The organism is Microbacterium oleivorans (assembly GCF_013389665.1).
Lineage (GTDB): Bacteria > Actinomycetota > Actinomycetes > Actinomycetales > Microbacteriaceae > Microbacterium > Microbacterium oleivorans_C.
Genome location: NZ_CP058316.1, coordinates 2,727,366 through 2,743,687 on the forward strand (window position 1 = coordinate 2,727,366; position 16,322 = coordinate 2,743,687).

Annotated in this window: 15 protein-coding genes; 11 read left to right on the plus strand and 4 right to left on the minus strand. The window is 71.2% G+C overall.

The features are described from left to right. The 4 genes from mtrB (at window position 1) to hpf (ending at window position 4,862) form a co-directional block, all read left to right on the plus strand. Window positions 1-1,668, plus strand: coding sequence for an MtrAB system histidine kinase MtrB (gene mtrB, locus HW566_RS12890; protein ID WP_178013468.1), 1,668 nt, complete (start codon window positions 1-3; stop codon window positions 1,666-1,668). Beyond that, window positions 1,665-3,341: an LpqB family beta-propeller domain-containing protein gene (locus HW566_RS12895; protein ID WP_178013470.1), complete on the plus strand. Its 1,677-nt coding sequence runs from the start codon at window positions 1,665-1,667 to the stop codon at window positions 3,339-3,341. Before mtrB ends, HW566_RS12895 begins: the two co-directional genes overlap by 4 nt. An 88-nt stretch (window positions 3,342-3,429) precedes the next feature. Next, window positions 3,430-4,110, plus strand: coding sequence for a ComF family protein (locus tag HW566_RS12900; RefSeq protein WP_178013471.1), 681 nt, complete (start codon window positions 3,430-3,432; stop codon window positions 4,108-4,110). An 89-nt stretch (window positions 4,111-4,199) separates the two neighbouring features. Beyond that, window positions 4,200-4,862, plus strand: a complete 663-nt coding sequence (gene hpf, locus HW566_RS12905) for a ribosome hibernation-promoting factor, HPF/YfiA family (RefSeq protein ID WP_178013473.1) — start codon at window positions 4,200-4,202, stop codon at window positions 4,860-4,862. A 71-nt stretch (window positions 4,863-4,933) separates the two neighbouring features. On the opposite strand, the gene HW566_RS12910 is transcribed toward hpf, so the two are convergent. Next, window positions 4,934-6,265, minus strand: coding sequence for a hypothetical protein (locus HW566_RS12910; protein WP_178013475.1), 1,332 nt, complete (start codon window positions 6,263-6,265; stop codon window positions 4,934-4,936). 160 nt (window positions 6,266-6,425) lie between these two features. Between HW566_RS12910 and secA the strand changes: the two genes are divergently transcribed. Next, window positions 6,426-9,218 (plus strand): preprotein translocase subunit SecA, encoded by a 2,793-nt coding sequence (secA, locus tag HW566_RS12915; RefSeq protein ID WP_178013477.1) that lies wholly within the window; start codon window positions 6,426-6,428, stop codon window positions 9,216-9,218. A gap of 60 nt (window positions 9,219-9,278) precedes the next feature. Beyond that, the gene (locus HW566_RS12920; protein WP_178013479.1) at window positions 9,279-10,502 is read left to right on the plus strand and encodes a pyridoxal phosphate-dependent aminotransferase; all 1,224 of its coding nucleotides are present in this window, start codon (window positions 9,279-9,281) and stop codon (window positions 10,500-10,502) included. A 4-nt stretch (window positions 10,503-10,506) separates the two neighbouring features. Here HW566_RS12920 and HW566_RS12925 read toward each other — a convergent pair whose 3' ends face one another. Continuing rightward, entirely contained in the window at window positions 10,507-10,947 is a 441-nt protein-coding gene (locus tag HW566_RS12925; protein ID WP_178013481.1) for an Rv3235 family protein, read from the minus strand. Window positions 10,948-11,075: 128 nt separating this feature from the next. Here HW566_RS12925 and HW566_RS12930 point away from each other — a divergent pair, with 128 nt between their 5' ends. Beyond that, window positions 11,076-11,678 (plus strand): hypothetical protein, encoded by a 603-nt coding sequence (locus HW566_RS12930; protein WP_178013482.1) that lies wholly within the window; start codon window positions 11,076-11,078, stop codon window positions 11,676-11,678. A 16-nt stretch (window positions 11,679-11,694) separates the two neighbouring features. Here the strand turns inward: HW566_RS12930 and HW566_RS12935 are convergent, their stop codons facing one another. Beyond that, window positions 11,695-11,979, minus strand: coding sequence for a helix-turn-helix domain-containing protein (locus tag HW566_RS12935; protein ID WP_178013484.1), 285 nt, complete (start codon window positions 11,977-11,979; stop codon window positions 11,695-11,697). Window positions 11,980-12,078: 99 nt separating this feature from the next. On the opposite strand from HW566_RS12935, the gene HW566_RS12940 reads away from it, so the two are divergent. The 3 genes from HW566_RS12940 to HW566_RS12950 are packed head-to-tail and all read left to right on the plus strand — an operon-like array spanning window position 12,079 to window position 15,434. Further along, window positions 12,079-12,696 carry an SAF domain-containing protein gene (locus HW566_RS12940; RefSeq protein ID WP_178013486.1) on the plus strand — a complete coding sequence of 206 codons (618 nt, stop codon included), beginning with the start codon at window positions 12,079-12,081 and terminating at the stop codon, window positions 12,694-12,696. Beyond that, complete coding sequence (locus HW566_RS12945; protein WP_178013488.1) at window positions 12,696-13,931, plus strand: AAA family ATPase; 1,236 nt, start codon at window positions 12,696-12,698, stop codon at window positions 13,929-13,931. The genes HW566_RS12940 and HW566_RS12945 overlap by 1 nt, the downstream gene beginning before the upstream one ends. A gap of 9 nt (window positions 13,932-13,940) precedes the next feature. Continuing rightward, window positions 13,941-15,434 (plus strand): sensor histidine kinase, encoded by a 1,494-nt coding sequence (locus HW566_RS12950; RefSeq protein WP_178013490.1) that lies wholly within the window; start codon window positions 13,941-13,943, stop codon window positions 15,432-15,434. Window positions 15,435-15,457: 23 nt separating this feature from the next. Here the strand turns inward: HW566_RS12950 and HW566_RS12955 are convergent, their stop codons facing one another. Further along, window positions 15,458-15,706 carry a WhiB family transcriptional regulator gene (locus HW566_RS12955; RefSeq protein WP_023955350.1) on the minus strand — a complete coding sequence of 83 codons (249 nt, stop codon included), beginning with the start codon at window positions 15,704-15,706 and terminating at the stop codon, window positions 15,458-15,460. A gap of 225 nt (window positions 15,707-15,931) precedes the next feature. Here HW566_RS12955 and HW566_RS12960 point away from each other — a divergent pair, with 225 nt between their 5' ends. After that, window positions 15,932-16,318 (plus strand): histidine kinase, encoded by a 387-nt coding sequence (locus HW566_RS12960; RefSeq protein ID WP_178013492.1) that lies wholly within the window; start codon window positions 15,932-15,934, stop codon window positions 16,316-16,318. Window positions 16,319-16,322: the final 4 nt, after the last annotated feature.

Sequence of the window (16,322 nt, forward strand, 5' to 3'; positions counted from 1 at the left end):
ATGCCGATCCGCACCGTCACGACGGCGACCGTCGCGACGCGCGGGCTGCGGTCGTGGCCGCGGCGCCTGTCGCGCACGTGGCGGCGGTCGTTGCGCTTCCGCACCGTCGCGGTGACGCTCGGGGCCACGGCCCTCACGATCACCGTGGCGCTCGTCTGGATGTCGCTGGCGATCCAGAACGATCTGTTCGACTCGCGGACCTCGCAGCTGCTGGCCGAGGCGCAGCGGGCCACGCTCTCGGCGCAGTCCACTCTCGATGCGGCCGAGGTCGGGGGAGACGTCGTGGCCATCGACAACCTGATGGAGAGCGTGCGCACCTCGATCCAGCGGCAGTCCTCCACCGACCGCATCGCCGCGTTCCGGATCTCCTCCGAGCCGTCGGCGATCGCCCCCCAGGACTTCGATTCGGCGGGGCTGCCGGCCGACCTCATCAGCGATCCCCTCCGCACCCGAGTGCAGAGCGACGGTGAGCTCCAGTGGTGGCAGCCCGTGGGGTTCAGCGCCTCGGGCGGCGAGATGCCGGGAATCGTGGTGGGGCAGCAGATCATCCTGCCCGAGGTGGGCGCCTACGAGCTCTACCTCGGCTACGACCTGGGAAGCGAGGCTCAGACCCTCCGGTTCGTGCAGATCACACTCTGGATCGTCGGCGTCGGGCTCGTGGTGCTCATCGGTGCGATCTCCTGGATCGTGCTGCGGTCGGTGACCGAGCCGATCGCGCAGGCCGCCGAGAGCAGCTCCCGGCTGGCCGCCGGCGACCTCGAGGTGCGCCTGCAGGTGCGTGGCCAGGACGAGTTCGCCACGCTCGGGCGCTCGTTCAACGCGATGGCCGACAGCATCGAGGCCCAGATCCGCGAGCTCGCCGAGCTGTCTCAGGTGCAGCAGCGGTTCGTCTCCGACGTCTCGCACGAGCTGCGCACGCCTCTCACGACGATCCGCCTGGCCTCGGACATGCTCAACGACCGGCGCGACGCGTTCGATCCGGTGGCCGGTCGTGCCGCCGAGCTGCTGCACGACCAGGTGCACCGCTTCGAGGTGCTGCTGACCGATCTCCTCGAGATCAGCCGCTACGACGCCGGCTCCGTGCAGCTCGAGAACGAACCCACCAGCATGACGCAGCTCGCCGAGGACGTCATCGCCTCCATGGCGCAGCTCTCCGAGCAGCACGGGAGCGACGTCCGGCTCGTGGCTCCCGGCGGCTACTCTCCGGTGGAGATGGACCCGCGCCGCGTTCGCCGGATCGTGCGGAACCTGCTCGGCAACGCCATCGAGCACGGCGAGGGGCGTCCGATCGTCGTCACGGTCGACAGTGACGCCCGTGCCGTCGCGCTGGGCGTGCGCGACTACGGACTCGGGATGCGGCCCGACGACGCCGAACGCGTCTTCGACCGGTTCTGGCGCGCCGACCCCTCGCGCAAGCGCACGATCGGCGGCACCGGTCTGGGCCTGTCCATCGCCCTCGGTGATGCGCGTCTCCACGGCGGCACGCTCGCGGTCTGGTCAGAGCTCGGACGGGGCACGAACTTCGTGCTCACCATCCCGCGCCGCAGCGAGCCGCTCGCGGGTCACTCGCCCATCCCGGTCGACCCCGGGGACGATGGCGTACCCTTCGACGACCTGGGTCTGACCCAGCCCATCTCGCTTCCCCGCACCTCGAAGGGCGCCCCGTGATCCGTCTGCGCGCCGCCGCCGCCGTGGCGGGGCTTCTGCTCGTCGCCCTCCTGACGGGGTGCACGGGCCTGCCCACCTCCGGGCCGGTCGTCGCGGGCGAGGCGATCGACGAGGAGGCGGGGTCGGTCGACTTCTCGTTCCTGCCCGACGATCCGCCCCCCGGGGCCACACCCGAGCAGATCGTCTCGGGATTCCTCGCCGCCGGCTCCGGCCCGCGCGACGACTGGGGCACCGCGCGGCAGTTCCTCGCGCCCGACTTCCGCTCGTCGTGGCAGCCGACCGCACGCGCCACGATCGACCTGCCCGGCGAACGCGTCTTCTCCACGGCGGCGGATGGCACCGTGACGGTGTCGGTCACCCCGGAGGCGAGCGTGGACGCCACCGGCGCCCTGTCGATGACCGACGGGGGATCGATGCCGCTGAGCTTCAGCCTGATCGACGTCGGCGGCGAGTGGCGCATCTCCGAGGCGCCGGACGGCGTGGTCCTCGACCGGGCGCGGTTCCAGGCGGTGTTCCGGGAGTACTCGGTGATGTACTTCGATCTCTCGTGGTCGTACCTCGTGCCCGATCGGCGATGGTTCCCGGCGACGAACGCGGCGACCCACATCACCGAGGCGCTGATCGACGGCGAGCCCAGCCCCTGGCTCGCCGGCGCCGTGGCCACCGCCTTCCCCAGCAGCCTCGAGCTCGCCACGCGCGCCGTGCCGCTCGAGGCCGGCGTCGCGCAGGTGCCGCTGTCGCAGTCGGCTCTCGCGATCGTGCCCGACACCCGCGACCGCATGCAGGCGCAGCTGGTGGCGAGTCTGCAGTCGGCCGGCATCCTCGGGGCGCAGATGTCGGTCGACGGCGAGCCGGTGGCGGCGCAAGCGGTCGAGATCCGACCCATCCGGGTCGATGTGCGGCCCGTCGTGCTCACCGACGACGCCTTCGGCTTCCTCTCAGGGTCCGAGGTCGAGCCGATCCCGGGGCTCTCCCCGGCGATCGCCGGACTCGACCCGGTCGCCGTCCAGGTGGCCGCCGACCGGAGCCTGGCCGCCGTGCGCACCGCGGCCGGCGCCGTGGTGCGGGCGCGATCGGACGGCACGTTCGAGGTCGTCGACGAGCGTCCCGGCCTCGTCGACCCGACGATCGACTCCGAGGGCTACATCTGGAGCGTTCCGGCCGGAACGCCCTCGGCCCTCACGGCGGCCGGCCCGGACGGTGCGGTCATCCCCTTCGCCGATGCCTGGCCGGGGGCGTCGCAGATCTCGACCATCGAGGTGTCGCGCGACGGCACGCGCATCGCGGCTCTGGTGCGCGACGGCTCGCGGCCCGCGCTCTGGATGGCCGGCATCCTCCGCGACGACAACGGCGTGCCCGTCGGCCTCGGCGACCGCGAGACCGTCGCTGCGCTGCCGGGGGCGGGTCTGGATGCGAGCTGGGTCGACGGCTCCACCATCGCCGTGCTCGCCGAGGACGGTGGCGGCGAGGTGGTCATCTCCCAGTCGGTGGGCGGCTTCGGTGAGACGATCGCGGCGCCGGCGGACGGCGAATCGATCGCGGCGGCCAATCAACCCCGCGCGGTGCGACTGCTCGATCGGGCCGGCCGCCTCTTCGACCAGAAGGGCGAGACCTGGGCGAGCGTGGCGGGCGGCATCCGCCTGCTCGCCACGCAGCAGGGTTCGCCGCGCTGACTCCTGCCCCGTCGCGACGCGGCGCGGGTTCTCCCCGGCGCGGCGGCGACGGACGCGGCTCCCGAGGCCGCGTCGACATGCTCGAGGAATGGACGCGTTCTCCGACCTCGTCGCCCGGTGGCGCGGTGCCGGCCTCGACGCCGGCGTCGAGGCGCTCGATCTGCTCTTCCCGGTGTGGTGCGCGGGCTGCGACCAGCCCGGACGCGTTCTGTGCCCGCTGTGTGTCGCCGAGGTGTCCGATCCGGTGCTCCGTGCGATCGAGCCCGGCCTCACGGTCTGGAGCGCGATGCGCTTCAGCGGCACGGGAGCGCGCGCGATCCGAGCCCTCAAAGAGGAAGGCCGCACCGGTGTCGCTCGGCCTCTCGGCGGCCTGATCGCCGGTCTCGCCGATACCGCCGGCTGGTCGGACGCCACGCTCGTGCCCGTTCCCACGTCGGCCGCCGCGCTGCGTCGCCGCGGCTACGCGGTGCCCGAGCTCCTCGCCGCTCGCACCGGTCACGCGTGGTCGCGGATCCTCCGCGTGCGGGGGCGGGCCGTCGCCGATCAGCGCGGACTCGGACGTCGCGACCGCGAGCGGAACGTGGCGGGGACCTTCGCCGTCCGCGCCCGCCCCGCCGGGCGCGCGGTCGTCCTCATCGACGACGTCGTGACCACTGGTGCCACCCTCCGCGAGGCGAGCCGCGTTCTGGATGCCGCGGGGGCGCGGGTGCTGGGCGCGGTCGCCGCCGCCGACACGCCGCGGCGGATATCCCCGGGTGCCGGAGGGTGACAATCGAGGCCCTCGCCGCTAGCGTGGGGGAGACCAAGGCGAACGAAGGTCCGCCCTTGAACCGGGCGGACCGGAGCAAGGAGGTCAGGATGGAAACCAGCATCGTCGGCGTGGGAGTCGGGATCACGGATCGCTTCCGCACGGTGGCTGAAGAGAAGTCCACTCGCATCGAGACGCTCGCGCCACGCGCGCAGCGCCTCGACATCAAGGTCACCCACCGGGCGTATCACAACGGTCGGATGGATGACGAGACCGTCGAGCTCACGCTCACCGGCAAGGGTCCGATCGTCCGGGCGGAGGCCACCGACGGAGACAAGTTCGTCGCCCTCGACCTCGCGGTCGACAAGCTCGTCGAGCAGGCGCGCCGGGCGAAGGACAAGCGGGTCGACGCTCGCAATCATCCGCGCGGCGCCAAGCTCGACAAGGGCACCGGCTCGCTCGCCGGAATCGACGTCGAACCGGCATCGGTCGACGTGCTGCGCGCCGTCGCGACGGGGGAGGTCCCCGTCATCGGCGAGAGCACGGACGAGGACGACTACACGCCCGTGGTCATCCGCACGAAGGAGTTCGGAGCGGAATGGATGACCGTGGAGGAGGCGGTGGATCGCATGGAGCTCGTCGGCCACGACTTCTTCCTCTTCATCAACGCGCGCACCGACCACCCCAGCGTCGTATACCGCCGCAAGGGCTGGGACTACGGCGTGATCTCGCTCGCCGCCGCCGCCCCGCCGGAGGCCGAGCTGGCGTCGTGATCTGATCACGACGAAGGGCGGATGCCGTGGGAAACGGCATCCGCCCTTCGTCGTGTCGTGAGGGGTGCGGCTCAGTCGAACATGCCGTCGAGCATGCTCCCGATCACCAGACCGCCGAGGATGCCGCCGACCATGTTGCCGCCGCCACCGCCGCCACGGCCGCCCCAGCCGCCGCCGTAGCCCCCGGGGCCGCCCCAGCCGTCGTTCGGTCGTGAGCCCTCGATGTCGCGCTGCGCCAACTGAAGAGCCTCGCCCGCGAGCAACGCACAGCGGCGGGCGTCCGCGAGAGCCTTCTCGCGATCGTCCTCGGGGATGGCGCCCGACGGTGCGAGTGCCAACCGCAGGCTCTCGGCCTCGGCGAGTCGGGTGCGCGCGTCGGCGCCGATCCAGCCGCGGTGTCCGGCGATCACGCTGCGTGCCACCGAGAGCTGCCGGTCGGCATCGTCGATCGCATGACGCACGTGGCCCTCGGGCGGGATCGGCCGCGCCGCCCGCTCGCGTGCGGTGTCGACCGCGACATCCAGTGCCGCGTTCTTCTCACGGAGCATCGACAGCTCCGCGAACGGGTCGCTCTTCGAGCCGGCGGGGCTCACCCGCGTGAGCGCCTGCTGGAGCTCGGCCATCGCCGTCGAGACGGCGGACGTCTGCGGCGCGGTGCGGGCGGTGACGAGATCGTCGCGCGAGTCGGCGACCACGTCGGCGAGCGTGGACTGCGCACGCAGCGCCTCGACCTCGAAGTCGTCGATCGCATCCAGCAGCGTCCGAGCGCGGCGCACCGCCTCGGTGGCGGTCTCGAGTGCGATGTTGGCCGGCCCCCGCTCACCCGCGGCACGGCGCCGCTCGGCGACCTCCGCGCCGTGCTCGGCGAACTCCAGAAGACCCGCGGCCTCATCGGCGTTGCCGCCGATCCGTGCCACGGCGTCGGGGTGGTAGCGCCCGGAGACGCGGTCGATGACCGCCCGCGCGGGATCCACGCGCTGCTGCAGCGACGCGACGTCGGCACGGATGCCGGCGAGGATCTCGGGGCCGCGGCGGGCGCGTTCGATGGCCTCGGCCAACGCGGACGTGCGGTCGTCGAGGAGCTCCTCGGCCCACTCGCACAGCTGCAGGATGCGCGCGTTGCGGGTGCGCACCTCGTCGGGGGTGTCGGGGATCTCGTCGTGGTTGAGCTGCTTGAGGTGGAACGCCTCGCCGAGGTGGTGGCGCACCGCGTCGACGGCCTCGCGCAGCGGCGTGGTCGCCTCAGCTCCGAGTTCGGCCTCGGCGAAGGCCATCTCGTCGTTCGTGACCCGCAGTCGCTCGTCGGCCGAGACGAGCGCGACGTCGGCCTCGCGGGCGAGGTTCGCGTCCGCCTCGGCGACTTCCTGCTGTTCCCGCTTGCGCTTGCCCCAGAATCCGGCCATGTCTCGATCCTAGGTCTCGTGGGGTGGACGACGGGGCGGCGGTCTCCACTCGCAGGCGACGCCAAGGTCACGGCCCGATAACATGGCTCCATATGCCCGTGCGACGAGCGCGGGCGCGGCCGGCGGTGGTGTCGGCGCACCCGACAGATGGAGATCCTCCGTGGCCAATCCTCTCGAGAAACTGCTCCGCGCCGGCGAGGGCCGCGTGCTCCGCCGTCTTCAGCAGATCGTGAAGGCCGTCGGCGCGCTCGAAGAGGACTACGCACACCTCACCGACGACGAGCTGCGGGGCGAGACCGCGGAGCTGCGCGCGCGCTACCAGGGCGGTGAGACGCTCGACCGGCTGCTGCCCGAGGCGTTCGCCGCGGTCCGCGAGGCGGCCAAACGCACGCTCGGCCAGCGGCCCTACGACGTGCAGGTCATGGGTGGTGCGGCGCTGCATCTCGGCAACATCGCCGAGATGAAGACCGGTGAGGGCAAGACGCTGACGGCCACGTTCGCCGCCTACCTCAACGCCATCGCGGGCGAGGGCGTGCACGTCATCACCGTCAACGACTATCTGGCCTCGTACCAGTCCGAGCTCATGGGCCGTGTCTACCGCGCGCTCGGCATGACCACCGGGACGATCGTCTCGGGTCAGACGCCCGAGGTGCGGCGCGAGCAGTATGCCGCCGACATCACGTACGGCACGAACAACGAGTTCGGCTTCGACTACCTGCGCGACAACATGGCCTGGCGCCGCGAGGACCTCGTTCAGCGCGGCCACTTCTTCGCCGTGGTCGACGAGGTGGACTCCATCCTCATCGACGAGGCGCGCACACCGCTGATCATCTCCGGCCCCTCGTCGGGCGAGGCCAACCGCTGGTTCGTCGAGTTCGCCCGCGTCGCGACCACCCTCGAGCCGGGCGTCGACTACGAGGTCGACGAGAAGAAGCGCACCGTGGGCGTGCTCGAGCCCGGGATCGAGAAGGTCGAGGACTACCTCGGCATCGACAACCTGTACGAGTCCGCGAACACGCCGCTGATCTCGTTCCTGAACAACTCGATCAAGGCCCGGGCGCTGTTCAAGCGCGACACCGACTACGTCGTCATGAACGACGAGGTCATGATCGTCGACGAGCACACCGGCCGCATCCTCGTGGGACGTCGGTACAACGAGGGCATCCATCAGGCGATCGAGGCGAAGGAGGGTGTGCCGGTCAAGGCCGAGAACCAGACGCTCGCCACCGTCACGCTGCAGAACTACTTCCGTCTCTACGACAAGCTCTCGGGCATGACCGGTACCGCCGAGACCGAGGCGGCCGAGTTCATGTCGACCTACAAGCTCGGCGTGGTTCCCATCCCCACGAACAAGCCGATGGTCCGCAAGGACCAGCCCGACCTCGTGTACAAGAACGAGACGGCGAAGTTCGTGCAGGTCGTCGAGGACATCGTCGAGCGCCACGCGACCGGTCAGCCGGTGCTGGTGGGCACCACCAGCGTCGAGAAGAGCGAGTACCTGTCGCGCCTGCTCGCCAAGAAGGGCGTCAAGCACGAGGTCCTCAACGCCAAGAACCACGCCCGCGAGGCCGAGGTCGTCGCCCGCGCCGGGCGTCTCGCGGCCGTCACGGTCGCCACCAACATGGCCGGTCGCGGCACCGACGTCATGCTCGGAGGAAACGCCGAGTTCCTCGCGGTGCAGGAGATGAAGTCCCGGGGACTCGACCCCGTCGAGACGCCGGAGGAGTACGAGTCGGCGTGGGACGAGGTCTTCACCGCCGTCCGCGAGACGGTGGCCGAAGAGGCGGAGAAGGTCGTCGCCGCCGGTGGCCTCTACGTTCTCGGCACCGAGCGTCACGAGTCGCGACGCATCGACAACCAGCTGCGCGGACGATCGGGCCGTCAGGGCGATCCGGGTGAGAGCCGCTTCTACCTCTCGCTCACCGACGACCTCATGCGCCTGTTCCAGTCCGGCGCCGCCGAGGCGATCCTCGCCCGCACGAACTTCCCCGAGGACGTCGCGATCGAATCGTCCATGGTCTCGCGGGCGATCAAGAGCGCGCAGGCTCAGGTCGAGGCGCGCAACGCCGAGATCCGCAAGAACGTCCTCAAGTACGACGACGTCCTCAACCGTCAGCGCGAGGCGATCTACACCGATCGTCGCCAGGTGCTGCACGGCGACGACCTGTCCGAGCGGGTCCAGCACTTCGTCGAGGACGCGGTCAGCGCCGTCATCGACGACCACACCTCGTCCGGCCACACCGAGAGCTGGGACTTCGACGCACTGTGGACCGAGCTCAAGACGCTGTACCCGGTGGGCGTGACGATCGACGAGGTCGTTGCCGAGGCCGGCAACAAGGGCCGGATCACCGCCGAGGTGCTCAAGCGCGAGCTGCTCTCCGACGCCAAGATCGCCTACCAGAAGCGTGAGGAGTCCCTCGGGGAACCCGCGATGCGCGAGCTGGAGCGTCGCGTCGTGCTGCAGGTGCTCGATCGCCGGTGGCGCGACCACCTCTACGAGATGGACTACCTCAAGGACGGCATCGGCCTGCGTGCGATGGCCCAGCGCGACCCGCTCATCGAGTACCAGCGCGAGGGGTACGAGATGTTCCAGTCGATGATGGCGCAGATCAAGGAGGAGTCGGTCGGCTTCCTCTACAACCTCGAGGTCGAGGTGCGCTCGCCCGAGAGCGGCGACGTCGAGGCCAAGGGCCTCGGTCCTGCGCCGGTCGAGACGCAGAAGCTCGAGTACTCCGCGCCGAGCGACACCGGATCGGGCGAGGTCGAGGTGCGCAACGATCGTGGTCAGGTCCAGAAGGCCGCCACGGCCAAGGCCCGGCAGCAGTCCGCGGAGCAGGATGCTCCCGCCGACGCCCCGCGCGGCGCGTTCGGGCAGCGCACCACCGGCGACGACAGCGACGCCGCCGATGCGGGCAACCGCGCTCAGCGTCGCGCCGCCGGGAAGAAGAGGTAGTCGACCGAGCGGGCCACGCATCGTCGATCGGCCCGCTCGGCCCCCGGATATCCTGATCGGATGAAGCGCCGTACCCTCGACCAGTCATCCAAGCTCAAGGACGTCCTCTACGAGATCCGTGGCAGCGCCCTGGCCGAGGCCGACCGTCTCGAGGCCGACGGGCACCGGGTGCTCAAGCTGAACACCGGCAACCCGGCGATCTTCGGATTCGAGGCGCCGTTCCAGATCGTGCGCGACATGATCGAGTCGGTGCCGCACGCCCACGGGTACAGCGACAGCCGCGGCATCCTGTCCGCACGGCGTGCCGTGGTGTCGCGTTACGAGCAGGTGCCGGGGTTCCCGCACGTCGACCCCGACGACGTGTATCTCGGCAACGGGGTCTCCGAGCTCATCACCATGACCATGCAGGCCTTGCTCGACGAGGGCGACGAGGTGCTCATCCCCGCCCCCGACTACCCGCTGTGGACCGCCATGACGAGCCTCGGCGGCGGCAAGCCGGTGCACTACCTGTGCGACGCGACGCAGGGCTGGGAGCCCGACCTCGATGACATCCGGGCGAAGGTGACGCCGCAGACGAAGGCCATCGTCGTCATCAACCCCAACAACCCCACGGGAGCGGTCTACAGCCGCGAGGTGCTGCAGGGGATCGTCGAGATCGCGCGCGAGCACTCGCTGCTGCTGCTCTCGGATGAGATCTACGACCGCATCCTGTACGACGGGGCGCAGCACATCCCGCTCGCGACTCTCGCTCCCGATCTGCTCTGCCTCACCTACAACGGGCTGTCGAAGACCTATCGCGTCGCCGGCTACCGCTCGGGATGGATGGTGATCACCGGCCCGAAGGCCCACGCGAAGGGCTTCCTGGAGGGCATCCAGCTGCTCGCGTCGACGCGCCTGTGCCCGAACGTCCCGGCCCAGTACGCCGTGCAGGCTGCGCTGTCGGGCGTGCAGTCCATCGAGGCGCTGATCGCCCCGTCAGGGCGGCTGCACGAGCAGCGGGATGCCGCGTGGAAGGGCTTGGAGAGCATCCCGGGTGTGACCTGCCACAAGCCGGAGGGCGCGCTGTACGCCTTCCCCCGGCTCGACCCCGAGGTCTACGAGATCCATGACGACGGCAAGCTCGTCTACGACTTCCTCGTCGCCGAGCATGTGCTGCTGGTCCAGGGCACCGGCTTCAACTGGCCCGACCCCGACCACCTGCGCATCGTCACCCTGCCGGAGGCGCGGGTCCTCACCGAGGCGGTCGAACGGCTCGGGAACTTCCTGGCCTCGTACAGGCAGTAGGACGTCACAGCAGCGCGAGCGACGTCGCGCGCCAGCGTCCGTCGCGCCCCTCGAGACGCATGGCGACGGCCCGGGTGCGGGTGGGCATCGTGACGACCGCCGACGCCTCGACCACACCGTCCGCCGGCTCGCACAGACGGACGGCCGTGATCGAGTAGACCGGCCGCGCCGGCGCGACCTGGCGGGCGCTGCGTGCGCGTGCCGACAGATTGGCGCGGGTGACCAGCACGCGGAACGCGTCCTCGCTGAGCCAGCGAGCCAGCTGTTCGACCTCTCGCACCCCCGCGAGCACCTCGAGCACCCCGCGCGTGAGGTTGCGCACCAGCGGTTCGGGGTCGGGCAGCTCGGCGGTGGCGGTGGGTTGCGGTGCGAAGTACTCGGCGACGTCGAGCGACGAGCTGATGCGGCTGGATCGGTGGGTCTGGTGCGCCGCGTTGGTCGTCATCGTGCCTCCTCTGGTCCGGTCTTCTCGACGCCGATGAGTACAGCACACTGCCGAATCCGGCCGGATGAGAATCCTCCAACCTGTGGAGAGCGCCGGCGGCGGGTGGAGCCGCGCGGTACTGTCCGGCCGTGCGATGGCAGCGATTCTTCGAAGATCTCGAACACCAGCTCGACTCCGAGTGGGAGGCCGAGCGTGCTGCGCTGCAGACCGAGGCGGAGCGCCTGCGCCTGTCGCGCCTGGCGCTGCAGGAGCGTCTGGGCGCGCTCGCCGATGACGGCGCGGCGGTGACGGTCGAATTCTCCGCCGCTCGGATCCTCCGAGGGCGGGCGACCGGCGCCGGCGCGGACTGGGTGTCCCTCGACCTGGACCTCGGCCTCGACACCCGACGACACGGAAGCGCCGCGCTCGTCCCCACCGGGGCGATCGAGGCAGTGGCGGCGCCTGAGCCCGACCTGCTGCGCAGTGCCCGCCCGCGGGCGCCGCGACCGCCCTCGACCGAGCGGATGACGTTCGGCTTCGTTCTGCGCGACCTCGTGCGTCGGCGCACCGCCGTGCGAGTGCACACCGACAGCGGACGGGAGTGGGTCGGCACGATCGACCGGGCGGGAGCCGACCATCTCGACCTCTCCCTGCACGATCCGGGAGCGCCACGACGAGCCGAGGCGGTCGTCGGTCAGCGGGTCGTCGCGCTGCGCGCGGTGAGCTGGGTGCAGCTCGGGAGCGCCGGATGATCCATCCGCGCCCGGCTCACGACTCCGGGCGGGAACGATCTCGGGGACGGCCCCAGAGCTCGGGGAAGCTCGCGACCTGCGACTGCTGCCACAGCGCCGACCGCCGGGCATCCTCGATCTGAGCCGCGAGGTAGTCGTCGATGCTGGCGGCCTCGATGCGCCAGCGTGGAGGCGATCCCACCTTGGCGCCCCGGATGCGTCCGTCGATCACGAGGGCGACGACCTCGTCGACCTCGATCTGCAGCATCTCGGCGACCTGAGCCGGCGCCAGCAGACGCGCGCGGTCGGGTGAGGCGGGCATGGCCCCATTATCGAGGAGGCGGACGGTGCCCGCGCGAGCCCTTGACAGCCTGTGGACAACGCGCTCGGCGAATCCGCAACCCGATCCACCATATGGTGCATGTCCGCTTCTCCCGCTCCCCGGCCGCGCGCGTTCTGGACCGATGCGCGGTTCCTGCTCGGCATCGTCCTGGTCGTCGTCTCGGTCGCGGGGGTGTGGTCGGTCGTCGCGATTGCTCGTCAGACCGTCCCCGTTCTCGCCGCCGGACGCACGATCACCGTCGGCGAGACCCTCGAGGCGCATGATCTGCGCGTGGTCGACGTCTCCCTCGCGTCGCTGCGCGAGGCGTACCTGGCACCCGGCGAACTGGAGCCGGGAGCCGTGGCGGTGCGCACGATCGGCGACGGAGAACTCGTACCCACCGGCGCGGTGGTCGGGCACGCCGATCTCGAGGTGACGACCGTCGTGGTGTCACTCGGCCACGCGGTCCCCGCATCCGTGGCGGCAGGCTCGCGCGTCGAGGTCTGGCACGCCCCGCAACAGGAGCGGGGCGTCTTCGATGAGCCCCGCATCCTCGTGGCCGACGCGACGGTGCGCGATGTCCGCGTCGCCGACGGCGTCATGGCGCAGGCCACGGCCGATGTCGAGTTGGTGGTCGACCGCAGCGACGTCGCACCGACCCTCGCCGCGATCGCCCGCGGAGACGCCATCTCGGTCATCCCCACGGGGGCTCCGTGATGCGCGTTCTCGTCGCGCTGCCCGACGCGGGCCGGTTCGCGGCGCGGTTGCGTGCCGCCGGGATCGAGGTCGTCGCCACGACGTCACCCCGGGAGCTCGCGAGCGACGCCGCCGGGTCGGCGCTCGCCGGCGAGCTCGCGCGGGCCGACGTGCTCGTCCTTCCTGCCGACCGTTCCGTTCTCACACCCGCCCTCGTGGCGAGCTGCGACCGATTCGACACGCGCATCGTCGCCCGTTGCCGACGCGACGCCGACCGGCGCCTGGCGGAATCCCTCGGCCTCGCCGCCGTCGGCCAGGACGTCGACGCCGTCGCAGCGGTGAACGCGCTGCCGCGGGCGCACACCGCTCCGGCACGCGGACGGGCCATCGCGGTGTGGGGGCCGGCCGGCGCGCCGGGACGCACCACCGTGTCGATCGAGCTCGCCCGTGAGCTCGCGCGCGACGGCCGGCGCGTCGGGCTCGCCGATGCCGACACCCACGCTCCGTCCCTCGCCCTCGCCCTCGGCGTCGCCGACGAGGGGCCCGGCCTGGCGGCGGCATGCCGGCAGGCGGGCCGGGGTGAGCTCACCCCCGCCGAGCTCACCCGTATCGCCGTGCCGCTCGGCGACGTCGAGGTGCTGCCGGGAATCAACCGCCCAGGTCGCTGGCCGGAGCTGAGCGCCGACCGTCTCGAGCGGGCCGTGGACGTGGCCCGCGATTGGGTCGACGATCTCATCCTCGATGTGTCGGCCTCGCTCGAACGCGACGAGGAGATCGTCAGCGACCTCGACGGACCACGACGCAACGCCGCGACCCTCGCCGCGCTCACCGCGGCCGATCTCGTCGTGGCCGTCGTGGCAGCCGACCCCGTCGGGGTGTCGCGGTTCCTCCGTTCGTATCCCGACCTGCGATCGGCAGTGGGCGCGACGCCGGTGAGGGTCGTGGTGAACAAGCTGCGCGGCGGGCCGCTCGGGATCGACGCCCGCGGGCAGGTGCGGCGCAGCCTCGAGCGGTACGCGGGTATCGAGCGCTGCTGGTTCGTGCCGTGGGATCCTCGCGCCGCGGACGCCGCGCTGCTCGCTGCCCGGCCCATCGGCGAGGGAGCGGCCCGCGGTGCGATCCCTGCTGCCGTGCGTCGCCTGGTCGGCGAGGCGGTGTCGCCGCCCGGGCCGAACGATGCGGCTCGGAGATCGCGCACCTCCAGCCGCAAACGCCGCGCGGAACGGCACGCCGCGGTCACAGCGACCGCCCCCTAGTCTGGAATCGTGTCGACCCTCAGCGATCTCGTCCATGCCCAGGGGCTCTCCACCGACGCCGATGTCGAGTGGCTGCATCGTCTCGCCGGTGACGGCCAGCTGCTCGCCGACCTCGCCTTCGCCGACATCGTGATCTGGGTGCCGACCGCAGACGATTCCTTCATCGCCGTCGCGCACACCCGCCCCGGGGGAGCCGCGACGCTGTTCTACCGCGACATCGTCGGCGATCGGGTGAGGCCGCAGTGGCGCACGCAGGTCACGGACGCCTTCACGCAGGCTCGCATCGTCGACTCGGCGTCGCCCGACTGGTTCGAGGAGACGCCGACCCGGGTGCGCGCGGTACCGATCGTGCGCGAGCGCGCCGGCGCCGATCGTGCGGCACACGTCGTCGGGGTCCTCACCCGTCACACCAACCTCGGCGAGGCGCGCACGCCGTCGCGCCAGCAGATCACCTTCAACGACTGCGCCGACGACCTGTTCGGCATGGTCGCGTCATCGGACTTCCCCGATCTGAGCGCGCCGACCGCTCCGCGTCGCGGCGCTCCGCGCGCCTCGGACGGTCTCATCCGCCTGGACGTCGACGGCATGACCACCTTCGCCAGCCCCAACGCCCTCTCGGCATTCAACAGGCTCGGCTTCGAGGACGAGCTGGAGGGGGAGCCGCTCATCGATGTCGCCACCGCGATCCTGCCCAGCAAGCGGGAGTTCGACGAGTCGCTTCCCATCGTGATGGCCGGACGCGCGCCCTGGCGGGCCGACATCGAGGCGCGCGGGGTGACGGTGTCGCTGCGCACCATCCCGCTACGCGACAACGGCACCCGGATCGGCGCCATCGTGCTGTGCCGCGACGTCAGCGAGATCCGGCACCAGGAGCAGGAGCTCATCACCAAGGACGCGACGATCCGCGAGATCCATCACCGGGTGAAGAACAATCTGCAGACGGTGGCGTCGCTGTTGCGCATCCAGGCGCGCCGCACGCATTCGGAGGAGGCGCGCGACGCCCTCACCCAGGCGATGCGCCGCGTCTCGGCGATCGCCGTGGTGCACGACACGCTCTCCGAGGGCCTGGCTCAGAACGTCGACTTCGACGAGGTGTTCGCTCGCGTCCTCAAGCTCGTCGCCGAGGTCGCCGCGGCCCCCAACACACGTGCACGCACACGCTCGTCGGGTCAGTTCGGAACGCTCCCGAGCGCCTACGCGACGCCGCTCGCGCTGGCGCTGACCGAACTCGTCACCAACGCCGTCGAGCACGGACTCGCCGGCACCGAGGGCGACGTCGAGATCGTCGCGGAACGCTCGGAGGAGCGCCTCGAGGTCAAGGTTCGCGATTCCGGCGTCGGTCTTCCCGAGGGACAGGTCGGACGGGGCCTCGGTACGCAGATCGTGCGCACCCTCATCCAGGGGGAGTTGAGCGGCACCATCGATTGGCACACGCTCGTCGGAAGCGGGACCGAGGTGACGATCGACATCCCGCTGCGCTACATCGAGCGCGAAGCCGGTTGAGCCCCTCGGGGCTCAGCCCGGCCTCAGGAGGCGCGGCGGGCGCGCGCGGCGCGGCGCTTGAGCGCGCGACGCTCGTCCTCGGAGAGACCGCCCCAGACACCCGAGTCCTGTCCGGTCTCGAGGGCGTACTGCAGGCAGATCTCGGTCACGGTGCAACGCGCGCAGACGGCCTTGGCCTTTTCGATCTGGTCGACGGCCGGCCCGGTGTTCCCGACGGGGAAGAAGAGTTCGGGGTCGACGGTCAGGCAGGCAGACTTGTCGCGCCAATCCATGTGGTGCTCCTTGATGGGGTGGTGTTTACGTCGGGCCGGACTCGGGTCGTCCGGTACCCTGGTTAAGTGTGCGAGCGGTTGCTCGCCCCACTTCGCTGTGGGAGCACACGGCTTGATCCATCGTCCCATAGCCCGGACAGATGAATCAAGGGTGAACTGCGGATTCGCGCGCGCCGGCCGTGAGGACCGGGTCCCTCGCGCCGCCCGAGGAGAGAGTCGGATGCCATGGCGCCCACTGCCGTCGAACGCCTCGCCGGTGCCGTCCTCGCTGCCGAGGCCGTCGCGTTGCTGGCCGTGATCGGGTGGGAGATCATCGCGCTCCTGGACGGCGACACGATCGACGTCCCCAGCTCGGTGGCGCTGATCGTCCTCACCGCGGTCGGTGCGCTCGCCCTTGCCGCGTTCGCGGTCTCGGTGTGGCGTCGCGTCTCGTGGGGCCGCTCCGGGGGCATCGTGGCACAGTTGCTGATCCTGGCCGTCGCGCTCGGCGCGGCCACCGGCCAGTACGCCGACGCGGGCACCGCCGTTCTGCTGGCGGTTCCGGGCGTCGTGGGCTTCGTGCTGCTCGTGGCGGCGACCCGACGCGCCGCCCACGACCGGGGCGGCGCCTAGGCGA